The sequence below is a fragment of the uncultured Aquabacterium sp. genome, from assembly GCF_947366995.1.
GTDB lineage: Bacteria > Pseudomonadota > Gammaproteobacteria > Burkholderiales > Burkholderiaceae_C > Aquabacterium.
Genome location: NZ_CANBCC010000018.1, coordinates 22,792 through 39,002, shown reverse-complemented (window position 1 = coordinate 39,002; position 16,211 = coordinate 22,792). Strand labels below are relative to the sequence as shown.

At 67.8% G+C, this 16,211-nt stretch carries 13 protein-coding genes; 8 read left to right on the top strand and 5 right to left on the bottom strand.

Going from position 1 to position 16,211, the window contains the following annotated elements; genetic code table 11:
• The first annotated feature begins 7 nt into the window (after positions 1–7).
• From xdhB to Q0Z44_RS07190, 3 genes are all read left to right on the top strand, one after another.
• Positions 8–2,380 carry a xanthine dehydrogenase molybdopterin binding subunit gene (gene xdhB / locus Q0Z44_RS07200; RefSeq protein WP_298011457.1) on the top strand — a complete coding sequence of 791 codons (2,373 nt, stop codon included), beginning with the start codon at positions 8–10 and terminating at the stop codon, positions 2,378–2,380.
• A gap of 12 nt (positions 2,381–2,392) precedes the next feature.
• Positions 2,393–3,316 carry a xanthine dehydrogenase accessory protein XdhC gene (gene xdhC, locus Q0Z44_RS07195; protein ID WP_298011456.1) on the top strand — a complete coding sequence of 308 codons (924 nt, stop codon included), beginning with the start codon at positions 2,393–2,395 and terminating at the stop codon, positions 3,314–3,316.
• Between the two features lie 291 nt (positions 3,317–3,607).
• Complete coding sequence (locus Q0Z44_RS07190) at positions 3,608–5,188, top strand: methyl-accepting chemotaxis protein (protein ID WP_298011455.1); 1,581 nt, start codon at positions 3,608–3,610, stop codon at positions 5,186–5,188.
• A 5-nt stretch (positions 5,189–5,193) separates the two neighbouring features.
• Here Q0Z44_RS07190 and Q0Z44_RS07185 read toward each other — a convergent pair whose 3' ends face one another.
• Both Q0Z44_RS07185 and uraH read right to left on the bottom strand, forming a co-directional pair.
• Complete coding sequence (locus Q0Z44_RS07185; protein WP_298011479.1) at positions 5,194–6,414, bottom strand: urate hydroxylase PuuD; 1,221 nt, start codon at positions 6,412–6,414, stop codon at positions 5,194–5,196.
• Between the two features lie 18 nt (positions 6,415–6,432).
• Positions 6,433–6,831: a hydroxyisourate hydrolase gene (gene uraH, locus Q0Z44_RS07180; RefSeq protein ID WP_298011453.1), complete on the bottom strand. Its 399-nt coding sequence runs from the start codon at positions 6,829–6,831 to the stop codon at positions 6,433–6,435.
• A 116-nt stretch (positions 6,832–6,947) separates the two neighbouring features.
• On the opposite strand from uraH, the gene Q0Z44_RS07175 reads away from it, so the two are divergent.
• The 5 genes from Q0Z44_RS07175 to Q0Z44_RS07155 all read left to right on the top strand — a co-directional run bounded on the left by Q0Z44_RS07175 (position 6,948) and on the right by Q0Z44_RS07155 (position 12,767).
• Complete coding sequence (locus tag Q0Z44_RS07175; protein ID WP_298011452.1) at positions 6,948–7,763, top strand: GntR family transcriptional regulator; 816 nt, start codon at positions 6,948–6,950, stop codon at positions 7,761–7,763.
• Positions 7,764–7,789: 26 nt separating this feature from the next.
• On the top strand, positions 7,790–8,737 hold the full coding sequence (puuE, locus tag Q0Z44_RS07170) for an allantoinase PuuE (protein WP_298011451.1): 948 nt from the start codon (positions 7,790–7,792) through the stop codon (positions 8,735–8,737).
• A complete protein-coding gene (gene uraD / locus Q0Z44_RS07165; protein ID WP_298011450.1) occupies positions 8,734–10,542 on the top strand; it encodes a 2-oxo-4-hydroxy-4-carboxy-5-ureidoimidazoline decarboxylase in 1,809 nt (602 codons plus the stop codon). Before puuE ends, uraD begins: the two co-directional genes overlap by 4 nt.
• A 30-nt stretch (positions 10,543–10,572) precedes the next feature.
• On the top strand, positions 10,573–11,826 hold the full coding sequence (locus Q0Z44_RS07160) for a M20/M25/M40 family metallo-hydrolase (protein ID WP_298011449.1): 1,254 nt from the start codon (positions 10,573–10,575) through the stop codon (positions 11,824–11,826).
• 77 nt (positions 11,827–11,903) lie between these two features.
• The gene (locus tag Q0Z44_RS07155) at positions 11,904–12,767 is read left to right on the top strand and encodes a CHAD domain-containing protein (RefSeq protein ID WP_298011448.1); all 864 of its coding nucleotides are present in this window, start codon (positions 11,904–11,906) and stop codon (positions 12,765–12,767) included.
• 21 nt (positions 12,768–12,788) lie between these two features.
• Here the strand turns inward: Q0Z44_RS07155 and Q0Z44_RS07150 are convergent, their stop codons facing one another.
• The 3 genes from Q0Z44_RS07150 to Q0Z44_RS07140 are packed head-to-tail and all read right to left on the bottom strand — an operon-like array spanning position 12,789 to position 16,166.
• On the bottom strand, positions 12,789–13,556 hold the full coding sequence (locus Q0Z44_RS07150; protein ID WP_298011446.1) for a hypothetical protein: 768 nt from the start codon (positions 13,554–13,556) through the stop codon (positions 12,789–12,791).
• Between the two features lie 12 nt (positions 13,557–13,568).
• A complete protein-coding gene (locus Q0Z44_RS07145; protein WP_298011445.1) occupies positions 13,569–14,405 on the bottom strand; it encodes a PEP-CTERM sorting domain-containing protein in 837 nt (278 codons plus the stop codon).
• 42 nt (positions 14,406–14,447) lie between these two features.
• Positions 14,448–16,166 (bottom strand): alkaline phosphatase D family protein, encoded by a 1,719-nt coding sequence (locus Q0Z44_RS07140; protein WP_298011443.1) that lies wholly within the window; start codon positions 16,164–16,166, stop codon positions 14,448–14,450.
• Positions 16,167–16,211: the final 45 nt, after the last annotated feature.

Below are 16,211 nucleotides of genomic sequence, written 5' to 3'. Positions count from 1 at the left end.
CCCTGACATGAACCAGCCCACCGAAGCGTTTCTCACGGCCCAGCCGGCGCACAGCAACGCGGCGACCAACGCGGCCACCAGTGCCACGGCCGCCGGCCGCCCCCTCCCCCACGAGTCGGCCCGCCTGCACGTGGCCGGCGAAGCGCACTACATCGACGACCTGCCGGAACTGGCCGGCACGCTGCACTGCGCGCTGGGCCTGTCGCCGGTGGCCCACGGTCGGTTGCTGGGCATTGACGTGGCAGCCTTGAACGCCGAGCCCGGCATCGCCGGCGTGATCACGGCAGCCGACATCCCCGGCACCAACGACTGCGGCGCCATCGTGCACGACGACCCCATCCTGGCCGATGGCACCGTGCACTACCTGGGCCAGCCGGTGTTTGCCGTGTTGTCAGCCGACCGCGAGACCGCACGGCGCGTGGCCGCACGAGCCGCATCCTTCCTGCAGATCGAGCCACTGCCCGCGGTGCTGACGCCCGAGGCGGCGCACGATGCCGGGAGCTACGTCGTCCCGCCGATGCGCCTGCAGCGGGGGGATGCAGCAGGGGCGGTCGCTCAGGCGCCGCACCGCACATCGCGCACGCTCAAGCTCGGCGGACAGGAGCAGTTCTACCTGGAAGGTCAGATCTCGTATGCCATCCCCAAAGAGGGCCGCGGCATGCATGTGCACTGCTCGACCCAGCACCCCTCGGAGATGCAGCACGTGGTGGCTCACGCGCTGGGGGTGCATGCCCACGATGTGCTGATCGAGTGCCGGCGCATGGGGGGTGGTTTTGGTGGCAAGGAATCGCAGTCGGCGGTGTTTGCCTGCGTGGCCGCCGTGGCGGCCCGCCGCATGGGACGCCCCGTGAAGCTGCGGCTCGACCGGGATGATGACTTTCTGATCACCGGGCGGCGCCATTGCTTCGTCCACGAATGGACGGTAGGCCACGACGACGACGGGCGCGTGCTGGGCGCGCAGGTCGAGATGGTGTCGCGGGCCGGCTTCTCGGCCGACCTCTCCGCCCCGGTGATGGCGCGCGCCCTGTGCCACTTCGACAATGCCTACTGGCTGCCCCACGTCGACGTGCAGGGCTTCTGCGCCCGCACGAACACACAGAGCAACACGGCCTTCCGCGGCTTTGGCGGCCCGCAAGGCGCCTTTGCCATCGAATACATCCTTGACGACATCGCACGCGCACTGGGCCGCGACGCGCTCGACGTGCGACTGGCCAACCTGTACGGCGCCACACAGCACAACACCACACCCTACGGACAGGTGGTGGAGGACAACGTGCTGCACCCGCTGATCGATCAGTTGGTGAGCGAGAGCACCTACCGCGCTCGCCGCGAAGCCGTGTCGGCCTTCAATGACACGAGTCCGGTGCTGAAGAAGGGACTGGCGCTGACGCCGCTCAAGTTCGGCATCTCCTTCAACGTCGTGCACCTCAACCAGGCCGGCGCGCTCGTGCACGTCTACACCGACGGCAGCATCCTGGTGAACCATGGCGGCACCGAAATGGGGCAAGGTCTGAACACCAAAGTGGCGCAGATGGTGGCCCACACGCTGGGCGTGAAGCCAGAGCGCGTGCGCGTGACGGCCACGGACACTTCAAAGGTGGTGAACACCTCGGCAACGGCGGCCTCGACCGGGTCGGACCTGAATGGCAAGGCCGCGGCCGATGCGGCGCAACAGATCCGCACGCGCCTGGCTCAGCACCTGAGCGAACGCCACGGCGTGGCCCTTGACGCGGTGCGTTTTGCCGAAGACCAGGTGCATGTGGGCGACATGACGCTGGCTTTCGAAGACGTGGTGATGGGCGCCTACATGGCCCGGGTGCAGTTGTGGTCCGATGGCTTCTATGCCACGCCCAAGCTGCACTGGAACCGCGAGACCATGACCGGCCGGCCGTTCTACTACTTCGCCTATGGCGCCGCTGTCAGCGAGGTGCTGGTCGACACGCTGACCGGCGAATGGAAGCTGCTGCAGGCCGACGTGCTGCACGACGTCGGCCAGTCCATCAACCCGGCGCTGGACATCGGCCAGATCGAAGGCGCCTTCATCCAGGGCATGGGCTGGCTGACGAGCGAAGAGCTCTACTGGCATCCGCAATCCGGCAAGCTGATGACCCACGCGCCCTCCACTTACAAGATCCCGACTGCGAGCGACGTGCCCGAGGCATTCAACGTGAAGCTGTTCGCCAACCGCAACGTCGAGGACAGCGTCTATCGGTCGAAGGCCGTGGGCGAACCCCCGCTGCTGCTGCCGTTCTCGGTGTTCTTCGCCATACGCGATGCCATCTCGTCGGTGGGCCAGCACCGCGTGAGCCCCCCCCTGCGCGCGCCGGCCACGCCAGAGGCCATTCTGGATGCGGTCGAGGCCGTGAAAGCCGCCCTGTGAGCGGGAGCGCCCATGCCTGAATCGCGCCCCACGCCACCACGCCAGGGGCCGAGCGCCCTGCATGCGCGCGCGCTGCGGGCGACGGCCCGGCGCCACATCGCGTCACATACGCCCTGCATGGTAGTGCGCGTACACCACATCAAAGGCTCGACCCCGCGCGAGGCTGGCACACGGATGCTGGTCTGCCTGCCTTCGCCGGGCCACGCGCCCACCGCGACCGTGCAGGGCACCATCGGCGGCGGGCACCTCGAGTGGCAGGCGATCGAACTGGCGCGCGAGGCCTTGCGCAAGGCACCACCCGGTGTGCAGCCTGCACCATGGCAGCAGACCTTTCCCCTCGGGCCCACGCTGGGCCAGTGCTGTGGCGGCGTGGTCACCCTCGCCTTCGAGCCGCTGACCGAGACGGTGCTCGCCGACTGGCAACTGCCACCAGCCCGGTTTCACCTGGAACTGCACGGCGCGGGCCACGTCGGCCAGGCCATCGTGCGGCTGCTGGCCGACATCGACTGCACGGTCCGGTGGATCGACGAACGTCCCGATGCCGAGCAAGACGATGGCGACACCCCGGGCCTGCCCTCGGCCGAAGCGCTGGCGTCCCTGCCTGCCCACATCACCTTCGTTGAAACGGATGCGGCCGACGCCGAAGTGGCCGAAGCGCCGCCTGGCGCATGCCACCTGGTGCTGACGCATCGGCATGACCTGGACCTGCGCATCGTTCAGGCTGTCCTTCAGCGGGGCGACTTTGCCTTTGCCGGGTTGATTGGCTCGCAGACCAAGCGATCGCGCTTCCTTCACCGGCTGGCCGAACAGGGCGTGGACGAAGGCACGCTGGCGCGGCTGACTTGCCCCATCGGGTTGCCCGGCCTGAGCGGCAAGGAGCCTGCCGTGATTGCGATCGCGGTGGTCGCTCAACTGCTCCAATGCACCGCCTCGTGAAATCCAGGGGCTGAAAAGTCCATTAAATCGGCCTTAACTTCCGTTCGCGCGTGCAACGGGGCGCGTTTTGATCCAGATCAGGAGCGACTGTCCCGGTACGTCACACCGTGTGAACGAATGCACGCAACCCAGGGTTTTGCGCGCTGCCGGGCACGCGGGCCATCAGGTACCTCTGGGGGTACGCCGATAGAGGGAGTGGGTGCCCTCGATGGCTGATCGGATTGTTCTGAAAGGCGCCCTGCCCTGCCGCTCCTGGCAGGTGCCCACTTCGAACAACTGGACCGTACAGCCATGCGCCACCTCGACAAACTCACTCTCTCCCGCAAGCTCGCCGTGCTGGTCGGCAGCGCCCTGGCCGGCATCCTCGTGCTGACGGCCCTTTTCCTCGTCTCGGAACGAAAACTCATCCTGGGCGAACGCCAGACCAGCGTGCGCCAGACCGTGGAAGTTGCCCATGGTCTCATCGCCCACCAGCACGCGCTGGCCACCAAGGGCCTGATCACCGAGGCCGAGGCCAAGCAGCGTGCACTCGACGCGCTGCGCGCCCTCCGCTACAGCGGCAACGAGTACTTCTGGGTCAACGACATGGGCGCCCGCATCGTGATGCACGCGGCCAAGCCCGAGCTCGACGGCAAAGACATGTCGGATTCCCGCGACCCGAACGGCAAGCCGCTGTTCAAGGCCTTCGTCGACATCGTGAAAGCCGAGGGCGCCGGATTCGTCTTCTACGAGTGGCCTCGCCCTGGCGACGTGCAACCCGTCCCGAAGGTGTCATTCGTCCAGGGCTACGCGCCCTGGGGCTGGATTGTGGGCTCGGGCGTGTACATCGATGCCGTAAACGCCACGGTGATTCAACGCAGCCTGCTGATGTCCGTTGGCACGGTGATCCTGGGCCTCGCCCTGCTGGGCGTGGGCCTGCTGATCGGCCGCAGCATCCAGCGTCAGCTGGGCGGTGAGCCGGCCCTGGCCACGGCACTGACCCGCCAGCTGGCAGACGGTGACCTGAGCGTCCACATCCCACTGCGGCCCGACGACCGCCACAGCCTGCTGCACGCCATCGCCACGTTGAAGGACAACCTGTCGGGCATCGTGGGCCGCGTGCGCGACAGCGCCGAGTCAGTGGCCACCGCCAGTTCACAGATCGCCCACGGCAATCTGGACCTCAGCCAGCGCACCGAGCAGCAGGCCTCGGCGCTGCAACAGACGGCAGCCTCGATGGAAGAGTTGAGCGCCACGGTGCGTCAGAACGCCGACGGCGCACGCACCGCCAACGACCTGGCGCAGGACGCAGCCAACGTGGCGGGCGCGGGCGGCCGCATCGTGGGCGAGGTGGTCGAGACGATGAAGGAGATCAACAGCAGTTCGGGTCGCATCGCCGACATCATCGGCGTGATCGACGGCATCGCCTTCCAGACCAACATCCTGGCGCTCAATGCGGCCGTGGAAGCCGCGCGGGCCGGAGAACAAGGCCGCGGCTTTGCGGTGGTGGCCTCGGAGGTGCGCAGCCTGGCGGGCCGGTCGGCCAGCGCGGCCAAGGAGATCAAGACCCTGATCCAGGACAGCGTGGATCGCGCCTCGAAGGGCTCGACGCTGGCCGATCAGGCCGGCAACACGATGAGCGAGGTGGTCGCCGCCATCCAGCGACTCAACCACATCATGGCCGAGATCACCGCCGCGAGCAGCGAGCAGAGCCAGGGTGTGGCGCAGGTGGGCCAGGCCGTGAACCACATGGACCAGGCCACGCAGCAGAACGCCGCGCTGGTGGAAGAAAGCGCTGCGGCAGCGGAGAGCCTGAAGCTGCAGGCCCACGCGCTGGTTCAGGCGGTGTCGGTGTTCCGCCTGAATGGGGAAAGCGGCGCGGCCCGCGCCTGACGCGCTTATTGCGGCGCCGACATCGACTGCACCGCCCGATACCACCGACCCAGCAACGCCCGCTCGTCTTCGGTGATCTGCGTGGCGTTGTTCATCGGCATGGCCTTGAGCACCACCGCCTGCTGATGGATGGCCTGGGCCTGCGCGTCGATGGCAGCGGCCGTGTCCAGCCGGACGCCTTTGTTGGCGATCTGCGCGTTATGGCACATCACACATCGCTGCGCCACCACGGTGTGGGCCCGCGCCGTCAGGTTGGCCGGGCTCTCGGTTGGCAGCGCCGAGGCCGATGAGGGCACCGAAGCGGGCGCCAGCCACACGGCCACTCCGAGCAGCACCGCCACACCGGCCACAGCCCAGCCCCAGGGCGCCCGTTGCCCGGCCACCTCGGTCTTGTGACGCGCCACGAAAAAGCGCCGGATCAGCGCGCCTGCCAGCATGATGAGCACGAGCACCAGCCAATTCTGCGCATGGCTGTAGGCCCAGCCATAGTGGTTGCTCAGCATCGCAAACAGCACCGGCAGCGTGAAGTAGGTGTTGTGCACGCTGCGCTGCTTGCCGCGCAGGCCGTGCACCGGGTCCACCGGCTGTCCAGCCTTCATCGCGGCCACCACCTTGCGCTGGCCTGGAATGATCCAGAAGAACACGTTAGCGCTCATGGCAGTGGCCATCATGGCGCCCACGAGCAGAAAGGCAGCCCGGCCGGCAAACAGCTGGCACGCCAGCCACGAGGCGAACACGACCACCACCGCAACCACGGCCCCCACGATGGCATCGCCATTCGGGCCCCGGCCCAGCGTGCGACAGATCATGTCGTAGATCAGCCAGAACCCGGCCAGAAAGCCGAGCGCGGTGTGGACGGCGACCACCGGAGCCCAGTCGTGCACCGTCTTGTCGATCAGGAAGGTGCCGGCGTTGAACAGGTACAGCGCGGTGAACAGCGCAAAGCCCGTGAGCCACGTGGAGTAGCTCTCCCAGTAGAACCAGTGCAAGTGGGCGGGCAACTGTCGCGGCGCACCGAGGTACTTCTGCGGGTTGTAGAAGCCCCCGCCGTGCACGGCCCACAACTCACCGCCCACGCCCTTGTCGAGCAGGGCCTTGTCGACGGGGCGCGTCAGGGTGTTGTCCAGCCACACGAAGTAGAACGACGAGCCGATCCAGGCGATGGCGGTGATGACGTGGGCCCAGCGCAGCAACAGGTTGGCCCAGTCGAGCGCGTAGGCCAGCAAAGGGGATGCGTCCATGACTCAGCTGCCCCGGTAGGTGGAGTAGGACCAGGGGCTCACGAGCAACGGCACGTGGTAGTGCGCGCCCGCATCGCCAATGCCGAAGTCCAGCGGCACCTGGGTCAGAAAGGGCGTTGCGGGCAGCGGCGTGCCGCGTGTGCGGAAATAGCCGTCGACATCGAACACCAGCCGGTAGTGCCCCGGCTTGAAGTCCTCGCCCTGCAGAAGCGGGCCATCCACGCGGCCATCGGCGTTGGTCACCACGCTGCGCAACAGCAGCCAACGGCCATCCGCGCACCCGTCGGGCGAGGGCTCGCGCACATACAGCGCGATCGACATGCCGGCCGCCGGCGTGCCGTGCACGGTGTCCAGCACATGGGTGGTGAGTCGGCCCGTGGCGGGGGGAGGGGTGTCGCTCATGAGATGGTCCTGGCACGACATGTGCCTGTTTCAGGGATGCAAGTCGCGGGCCGCGGTGTGCCCGGCGTCAACGCCGGTTGCCAGCATCGCGAAAAACTGTATACACTTTAACCACGATGAGCGCCGCACGCAAGCCGCCCCCCTCCCCCGACACCGTTGCCGCCACCGGTGTGTCGGCTGAAGCCGACGTGGCACCGGCCCGGCGCCCGCCGCTGACGAAGGCCGATGCCGAAGCCATCCCCATGCCGGTCGCCGATGCGGAGGGCTCCGACAGCCCCACCAGCACCGAGCACATCGTGCACGCCGTCACCCGGGCCATCGTCGAGCACCGCCTGCTGCCCGGCGCCAAGCTGGTCGAGCAGAAGATCGCAGACCGTTTTGGGGTCTCCCGCACCATCGTGAGGCAGGCCTTCAACCGGCTGTCGGAACTCAAGCTCGTGCGACTGGAACCAGCGCGGGGCGCCTTCGTGGCCGCCCCGTCGATCGAAGAAGCGCGCGAGGTTTTTGCAGTGCGGCGCATGGTGGAAGGCCAGATGCTGCGGGAACTGATCGCCCGCATCAAGCCGGGTGACCTGCGCGAACTGAAGGCCCACCTCAAGGCGGAACGCGATGCCGTCAAGCGCATCGACGTTCCCTCCCGCTCCAAGCTGCTGTTCGATTTTCACGTCGAGCTCGCCCGGGTTCTGGGAAACCAGGTGCTGGTGGACCTGATTCAGGAACTCGTGTCGCGCTGCTCGCTGATCACGCTGATGTACCAGTCGGCCGATGACGCCGAGACCTCGCACGCCGAGCACATCGCCATCCTGCAGGCCATCGAGGCGCGGGACGCCGACCGCGCCGCGGCCCTGGTCGATGCGCACCTGCTGACGGTCGAACGCCAGCTGACCCAGCACCCGCGCGCACCCGGCGTGGTGCTTGGCGCCTCCACCTGACCTTGCCGACGACACCGGATCACCTCATGAGCCAGACCGCCGCCTACCCCCGCGACCTCATCGGACACGGCCGCAACCCGCCGCACGCGCAGTGGCCCGACGGGGCCCGCATTGCCGTGCAGTTCGTGCTGAACTACGAAGAAGGCGGCGAGAACTGCGTGCTGCATGGCGATGCGGGCAGCGAACAGTTCCTCAGCGAGATGTTCAACCCGCCGGCTTTTCCGGACCGGCACATGAGCATGGAGTCGATCTACGAGTATGGCTCGCGGGCCGGCGTGTGGCGGCTGCTGCGCGAGTTCGAGCAACGCGGGCTGCCGCTCACGGTGTTCGGTGTGAGCATGGCACTGCAGCGTCACCCAGAGCTGACGCAGGCCTTTGTCGAGCTGGGCCACGAGATCGCCTGCCACGGCTGGCGGTGGATCAGCTACCAGCAGGTCGACGAGGCAACCGAGCGCGAGCACATGCGCACCGGCATGCAGATCATCGAGGAGCTGACGGGCCAGCGTCCGCTGGGCTGGTACACCGGCCGAGACAGCCCGAACACGCACCGCCTGGTGGCCGACCACGGCGGCTTCGAGTACGACAGCGACCACTACGGAGACGACCTGCCTTTCTGGATGCCCGTGCAGAAAAGCAATGGCGAGGTGGTGCAGCAGTTGATCGTGCCCTACACGATGGACACCAACGACATGCGCTTCAGCCTGCCCCAGGGCTTCGCGCAAGGCGATGATTTTTTCACCTACCTGCGCGATGCCTTCGACGTGCTGTACGCAGAAGGCGACCCGAACGGGCTGAACCGCCCGAAGATGTTGAGCATCGGCATGCATTGCCGGCTGCTGGGGCGCCCGGGCCGCATGCGCGCCCTTCAAAAGTTCCTGGACCACGTCCAGGCGCACGACAAGGTGTGGGTGTGCCGACGCATCGACATCGCCCGCCACTGGCGCGCCACGCATCCCTTCAAGGCTGCAGCATGAGCGCCCCCCTCACCCTCGCTTCATTGAACGCGGCCGACCAGCGAGCCTTCGTGGCGCTGCTCGATGGCATCTACGAGCACTCGCCCTGGATTGCCGAGCAGGCCTGGTCGCAGCGCCCCGCCGGCGGCTTCGTGTCTCTGGATCAACTCAAGCATGCGCTGGCTCAGGTCGTGCGCCAGGCCCCGCGTGACGCCCAGCTGGGGCTGATCCGTGCCCACCCCGAGCTGGCGGGAAAGGCGGCGGTGGCCGGGCAGCTCACGGCCGAGTCTACAGACGAGCAGAGCCGGGCCGGCCTGACCCACTGCAGCCCCGACGAGTTCGCCACGCTGCAGCGCCTGAATGCCGACTACAACGCGCGTTTTGGCTGGCCGTTCATCCTCGCAGTGCGCGGCCCCCGTGGCCTGGGGTTGAGCCGTGCCAACATCATCCGCACGTTCGAACGCCGTCTGCATCACAGCCCGGCGTTCGAGCTGGCGGAGTGCCTGCGCAACATCCACCGCATCGCCGAGATCCGGCTGAACGACCGATTCGGCGTCATGCCCACCGAGGGCGACCGCATCCTCACATGGGCACAGGAACTGGCGCGACACACCGAAGGCACGGGCACGAACGGCCTTGATGGTGAACCGCCTCTGACCGTGACCTACCTCACCCCGGCCCACCAGGCGTGTGCCGCACAGCTGCAGCAGTGGATGCGCGACTGCGGCTTCGATCAGGTCGAGCGCGATGCCGTGGGCAACGTGGTCGGACGCTACCGGGGCAGCGAGGCCAGCGCGCCGTGGCTGATGACCGGCTCACACTATGACACCGTACGCAACGGCGGTCAGCACGACGGGCGGCTCGGCATCTTCGTGCCCATGGCGTGCGTGCAGGCGCTGCACCGGGCTGGCCGGCGGCTGAAGCACGGCATCGAGGTCGTGGCCTTTGCCGAAGAAGAAGGCCAGCGCTACCGGGCGACCTTCCTCGGGTCCAGCGCGCTTGTGGGCGAATTCGAGCCTGCCTGGCTGGATCTGGCCGACGAACAGGGCATCACCGTGCGCGAGGCGATGCGGCAGGCGGGGCTGCCTGCCGATCTGGCCGCCATCCAGGCGCTGCGGCGCGATCCGGCTCGCTACCTCGGCTTTGTCGAGGTTCACATCGAACAGGGCCCCGTGCTGGACGAACACGACATGCCGCTGGGCATCGTCACCTCCATCAATGGCAGCCTGCGCTTTGCGGGCGAGGCCCTCGGCATGGCATGCCATGCCGGCACGACGCCCATGACGATGCGCCAGGACGCCGCGGCCGCGGTGGCCGAGATCGTGCTGTACGTCGAGCGCCGCGCCGCACAGGATGCCGCCTCGCCCACCGGCGGATCGGTGGGCACGGTCGGCGTGCTGCAGGTGCCGCAGGGTTCGCTCAATGTGGTTCCGGGGCGCTGCCAGTTCACGCTTGACTTGCGCGCCCCGACCGACGCCCAGCGCGACGCCCTGGCCCGCGACGTGCTGGCCTTCATCGACGAGGTGGCCCGGCGCCGGCAGGTCCGCATCACGGTCGAGCAAACGATGGCCGCATCGGCCGCCCCCTCCGACCCCACCTGGCAAGCCCGCTGGGAAGCCGCCGTGCAAAGCATGGGTCTGCCCTTGTTCCACCTGCCCAGCGGCGCCGGCCACGACGCCATGAAGCTGCACGGACACCTGCCTCAGGCCATGCTCTTCGTGCGTGGCGGCAACGCCGGCATCAGCCACAACCCGCTGGAAACGGTCACCAACGACGATGCACAGCGCGCCGTTAAGGTATTCATGAACCTGCTGGATGCGCTCTGAAGCGCGCCCGGCTATCCGCTTCTGCCCACCATGAGCCCCCCCATCGACACGCCAGACCACGCCGCCCTCGACGCCTGGATCGACGCCCACTTCGACGAGGAGGTGCGTTTTCTGCAGGCACTGGTGCAGGTCCCGACCGACACCCCGCCGGGCAACAACGCCCCCCATGCGCAACGTACGGCGGAGTTGCTTGCGGAATTCGGCTACCAGGCCGAGGCCTACCCGGTGCCCGAATCTGAAGTGCACGCCTATGGTCTGCAAAGCCTCACCAACCTGATCGTGCGTCGTCGCTTTGACGAGAGCGGCCCTGTCATTGCGCTCAATGCCCACGGCGACGTTGTGCCGCCGGGCGAAGGCTGGACGCACCCGCCCTACAGCGGTGAGGTCGTCGATGGCAAGCTGTATGGCCGCGCGGCCGCAGTCAGCAAGAGCGACTTCGCCACCTACACCTTTGCGCTGCGCGCGCTCGACGCACTGTGCGATGGTGGCATGACGCTGAAGGGCGGAGTGGAACTGCACTTCACCTACGACGAAGAGTTCGGCGGCGAGCTGGGCCCTGGCTGGCTGCTCAGGCAAGGCCTCACCCGGCCGGATCTGCTGATCGCCGCGGGCTTCAGCCACGAGGTGGTCACCGCCCACAACGGCTGCCTGCAGATGGAAGTGACCGTGCACGGCACCATGGCCCACGCGGCCATTCCGCACACCGGGGTCGATGCACTCCAGGGCGCGGTCACCATCCTGAACGCGCTGTACGCACAGAACGCGCGCTACCGCCAGGTCGCCTCGCAGGTGCCCGGGATCACGCACCCTTATCTGAACGTCGGTCGCATCGAAGGCGGCACCAACACCAACGTCGTGCCCGGCAAGGTCGTGCTCAAGCTGGATCGCCGCATGATTCCCGAAGAGGATCCGGTGGCCGTCGAGGCGGACCTTCGGAAGGTGATTGCCGACGCGGCAGCCAGCTTCCCCGGCATCACTGTCGAGATTCGCCGCCTGCTGCTGGCCGAGGCACTCAAGCCGCTGCCCGGCAATGCGCCGCTGGTGGCCGCGTTGCAGCGCCATGGTCAAGCCATGTTTGGCGAGCCGATTCCCACCAGCGGCACCCCGCTCTATACCGACGTGCGGCTGTATTGCGCGCACGGCATTCCCGCGGTCATCTATGGCGCCGGGCCCCGCACCGTGTTCGAGTCGAACGCCAAGCGGGCCGACGAACATCTGGTGCTCGAGGACTTGCGGGGCGCCACCAAGGTCGTCGCCCGGGCCCTGTTCGACCTGCTGCACTGAAGGGCTGTCACGGCGACAGCATGCAGGTGTCACATGCGGGGCGTACGCTGTGAGCGACGCCAGCTCGCCTGCCCGCCATGTCGAACGCGCACCACCGACTGCACACCCTGCCCGACGCCGACGCCACGCTGTTGCGCTGGCTTCAGGCGTGTCTGGACGACCTGCGTGACCCGGTGGCGCGGATGGCAGAGGGACAGGTGGACGTCGAGGCGGTACACCAGTGCCGCAGCGGCCTGCGGCGCCTTCGCAGTGCATTCGACCTGGCGCGAGGCGCTCGGCACACGGCGCCCGAATCACTGGTGTGGACGCAGACCTTCCGTCTGCTGGGCGCCTCACGCGATGAAGACGTACTGCGTGAGCTGCTGGGCGACGTGGCCTGGCACCAGCTCGCGCCCTGGCTGGCTGCGCAGGACAGCCCCGCGGTGGCACTCCGACGCGACGATCTGCCAGCCTGCTTCGCACCCGACGCGCCTTTCATGCGCGCGTGGCACGAACTGGCTCAGTGGCTGAACACGGCCGCCCAGGTGCCGAGCACCCACGAGGAACGCGATGCGTGGCGGCATCATCTGGTCCGCAGAATGGACCGATGGCATGCCCGCATGGCAGACGCCGCGCGCACCGGTCACGCACTGGACGACGATGCCCTGCACAGCGAACGCAAGCGCTGCAAGCGCCTGCAGCAGGCGCTGCTCTGGCTGCGCCCGCACCTGCCAGAAGCCGCTCGCAAGGCGTACATGCGGCGTCTGCGCGCCGCACAAAGACAGCTGGGTGAATGGCACGACCTGCACATGGCCACCCAGCGCTGCCAGGGGGCGCCCCGCATGCTGGGCGCCGACGTCTCCGCCCGGCTGGCATGGCTCGCACACAGGCAGAGCCTGGCGCGCAAGGCGGCCGTACAGGCACTGCGCCGGCTGGCGCGCGCCACGCCGTGCTGGCGTTAGGCGCGCTGCCATTGCGTCGATTCAGCGCGGCGCGCGCTCCGCTTTCAACTCCACGTCGTCGATCGCCAGGCCGTGATCGAAGCCATGGTTGTTGACGACCACCCAGCGCAGCCACAGCTTGGCACCCGCCGGCCACACGGTCGGCAAGGCGCCCCCCAACTGGGCGCTGGCAAGCGGATCCCGCCCGTTGACCACCTGCCCTTCCGGCGTGCCGATCAACGGCGAGGGTGAATCAAAGTCGAAGCCCTTGCCCGGGCGCACCCAGTTCACGTGCCCGAACACCTCACCCACGCCGTATTCGAACGCGAGGGTGTTGAGGTTGTCGCTCGCGCCCTGACGCCATTGCTGCCCCTGAAAGCGCACGGCAATGCGATCCAGATCCTGCCCAGACAGGTTGCGAAACGCCACGGTGATGTAGCCTGCCAGCGCGCCCGGGGCCGGCGTGCCGAAGTACGCACTGCCCGAACCCAGCGCACCCAGCGCACGGTTGGTGTCTCCCTCCAGACCATAGCTGTAGAAGCTGCCCGAACCGTCGTCACCCACATCCCCTCGGTAGGTCGGGGTGACCAGCGGCTGCTCGACGAAGTTCAACAGCGACCAGCCCGGCAGCGTCTGGTTGTCCACCCAGTCGTACGCACGGCTGACTGCGCCCAGGGTGTTGAAGTCCTGACGGTATACGTAGCGCCCGCTGGCATCCAGCTTCACGGGCAGTTCGGCCCGCGCCGCCGGTGCAGCAGCCAGGCAGGCCAGCGCCAGCAGCGCAGCCTGCCAACGGCAAACCAAGCTCATGCCGTTCCCCTCTCAGGCGCGCTGGGCGCGGCGGCGCGCCACGCCAGCCACCAGGCCCAGGCCGATCAAGGCCAGCGCAGCCGCCTCGGGCTCCGGCACGGCGGCCACGGCCGTGCTCACGTACACATTGTCGATGGCCAGGCCATGGTCGTTGCCGGCGCTGTTGTAGTCGATCCAGGTCAGCCACAGGGTCTGGCCGGGCTGCCAGTCCAGGGCAATGTCGCCCCCAAGGGAAACGACGTTGGCGTTGCCGTCCAGCGCCGCGCCTGCACCCGACGTCGTGTTGACGACCGGCGAGTTGTACTTGAAGGACACGCCCGGATTGACCCACGTGCTCACGCCCTTGAACGTGTCACCCAGGCCAAAGCGGAAATCGAGCGCGTCGCTGCCCGGGTTGCCCTGACCCAGGCGCCATTGTTCGGCATCCCAGTAGACGCCCACGCTGCTCAGTGCCTGGCCGGTGTCGTTGCGCAAGGCCAGCGTGATGTAGCCCGACAGCGCCCCGGACGCGGGCGATCCCCAGTAGGTGGCGCCCGAGCCGATCGCACCCAGAGCGCGGTCTGCCGAGTTGCCGTAGCTGTAGAAGCTGCCCGCCGTGTCGCTGCCATTGTTGGCGCGGTAAGTGGTCTTGGCCGACTTGGTGCTGTCGAACAGCGACCAGCCTGCGAATGTGCTGTCGTTGGCCCAGGCCAGACCGGTGCCCGCGGATGGGAGGCTGTCGAACGACTGCTCGTACTCGAACGCAGCGAGGCCGCCGGCCTCAGGTGTCAGTGTGACGCTCACGGCGGCGTGGGTCGAAGGCAGCACGGCGGCCAGCGCCAGCAGGGCCAGATTCTGTTTCAAGCTCATGATGTGATCCGGTAAAGCAGAGGAAGGAAAAACAGGAGGGGGTCAGGCCGGGGGAAGCAGGCGGCGCTGATCGGCGCCCGGCAGCGTCTGCCACGTGGGGCCCGGTTCGATTCGGTAGCGATCAGACTTGACCGTGTCGACGAAGTACCAGGTCGACTGACAGACCTCACGCGTGGCCGACACGACCATGAAGCCGCGGCGGCGTGTCTCGGCGTAGCGCAGGTGCGGCACGTTGCCCACCATCCAGCGGGCAAGCTGATCCGGATCGTCCGTGCGGCGGGACGCTTCCATGCCCGGCGACGAGACCCCCGGCGTGGCGAATTCGACGCCGACCGGCTGGCCACCCTGATCCACCAGGTCATTGGCCCAGGCGTTGTGGGTGTCCCCCGCCAGGACGACCAGATTGCGGTCGAGGCGGCGTGCAGCCGCGAACACGGCCTCGCGCTCGGCGCCGTAGCCACTCCAGGCATCCAGACTCCACGGCACCACCGGTTGGTCGAGGATGTAGCGTTCCGCACGCGTGAGGTCGCCCGGGTTGTGGGCGGCCTTGCGTGTCAGTGCCTCGTAGCCGCCCACCGAGATCTGCCCGAGCCCGATTGCGGCCGGAATGTCCATGTGCCCCATGAGCACCTGCTGGCCAAGCACCTGCCAGGTGGCGCGCGACCCAGCCATCTGCTCCTGCAGCCACGCCAGTTGCGTGCTGCCCAGCAAGGCCCGATCAGGTGCGTTCGCCGCGGCATACAGGGCGGCCGCATTGATGCCCTCGGGGCCGACGAAGTCTGCGGCAGACAGCTGCTCCGTGCGCGCCAGCAAGCGCGTCTCGAGCATGTGCAGCGACAGCACATCGGCGAAGTCGAACGAGCGGTAGATGCGGCGCAGGTCAGCGGTGTCAGGTGTGCGCACCGGCAGCCACTCATGGTACGCCTTCAAGGCAGCGTCGCGGCGCGTCACGTAGTCGCCCTCGACCCCGGCCGTGTGGTTCGCGGCCCCCGTCACGAAGGTGTTGTTGCACACCTCGTGGTCGTCCCACACGGCAATCATCGGCACGCTGGCCATCAGCGCCTGCAGGCCCGGATCGGTACGGTACTGGGCATGCCGAATGCGGTAGTCCGACAGGCTCACGCACTCGTGCGGAGGCAGCACTTCGCGACCCATGGCGGCTGCGTCATCCGAAGCGTAGCCGCCCCGGCCGTATTCATAGATGAAGTCACCCAGGTGCACCGCGGCATGCAGGTCGGCCATGCGTGCGGCCTGGGCATAGGCGTGGAAGTAGCCTGCGGGATAGTTGGAACATGAGAACACGGCCAGGCGGATCGCCTCGCGTGCCACCACTGGCAGCGTGCGCGTGCGTCCCACGGGCGAGCGTGTGCCGTTGTAGGTGAACCGGTAGTGGTAGATGGTGTCGGGGCTCAGGCCATCCACGTCCACCTTCACCGTGAAATCACGCGTGGCGCTGGTGCGCACCAGGCCGCTGCGCACAGGGCGCGTGAAGGCAGCGTCCAGCGCCACCTCCCACAGCACGCGGGGATTGGCGTCGCCCGAGGCGGTCACCCGAGTCCACAGGATCACGCGCTGAGCCAGGGGGTCACCGCTGGCCACACCATGAACGAAGGGAGGCGCAGCCGCTTCTGCGCGCGAGGCGCCAAGCAACACCGGCATCGCCAGCGCGGCGGCCCCCAGGCCACCGATGAACGCCCGGCGGTCGGCAAACTTCTGGTCCATCTCTGTCTCGATCCACTGCAACAACAACGAAGCCGCCATGCTGCGCAGAATCGATGACAAGCCCCACCGTGTGGGCCGCCACGC

Excerpts from the sequence above, each read along its gene's own strand:
- uraH (WP_298011453.1), bottom strand. The coding sequence starts at position 6,831 with ATGAGCGACACCCCTCCCCCCGCCACGGGCCGACTCACCACCCATGTG.
- xdhC (WP_298011456.1), top strand. The coding sequence starts at position 2,393 with ATGCCTGAATCGCGCCCCACGCCACCACGCCAGGGGCCGAGCGCCCTG.
- Q0Z44_RS07190 (WP_298011455.1), top strand. The coding sequence starts at position 3,608 with ATGCGCCACCTCGACAAACTCACTCTCTCCCGCAAGCTCGCCGTGCTG.
- Q0Z44_RS07175 (WP_298011452.1), top strand. The coding sequence starts at position 6,948 with ATGAGCGCCGCACGCAAGCCGCCCCCCTCCCCCGACACCGTTGCCGCC.
- Q0Z44_RS07140 (WP_298011443.1), bottom strand. The coding sequence starts at position 16,166 with ATGGCGGCTTCGTTGTTGTTGCAGTGGATCGAGACAGAGATGGACCAG.
- xdhB (WP_298011457.1), top strand. The coding sequence starts at position 8 with ATGAACCAGCCCACCGAAGCGTTTCTCACGGCCCAGCCGGCGCACAGC.
- Q0Z44_RS07155 (WP_298011448.1), top strand. The coding sequence starts at position 11,904 with ATGTCGAACGCGCACCACCGACTGCACACCCTGCCCGACGCCGACGCC.
- uraD (WP_298011450.1), top strand. The coding sequence starts at position 8,734 with ATGAGCGCCCCCCTCACCCTCGCTTCATTGAACGCGGCCGACCAGCGA.
- Q0Z44_RS07150 (WP_298011446.1), bottom strand. The coding sequence starts at position 13,556 with ATGAGCTTGGTTTGCCGTTGGCAGGCTGCGCTGCTGGCGCTGGCCTGC.
- Q0Z44_RS07145 (WP_298011445.1), bottom strand. The coding sequence starts at position 14,405 with ATGAGCTTGAAACAGAATCTGGCCCTGCTGGCGCTGGCCGCCGTGCTG.
- Q0Z44_RS07160 (WP_298011449.1), top strand. The coding sequence starts at position 10,573 with ATGAGCCCCCCCATCGACACGCCAGACCACGCCGCCCTCGACGCCTGG.
- puuE (WP_298011451.1), top strand. The coding sequence starts at position 7,790 with ATGAGCCAGACCGCCGCCTACCCCCGCGACCTCATCGGACACGGCCGC.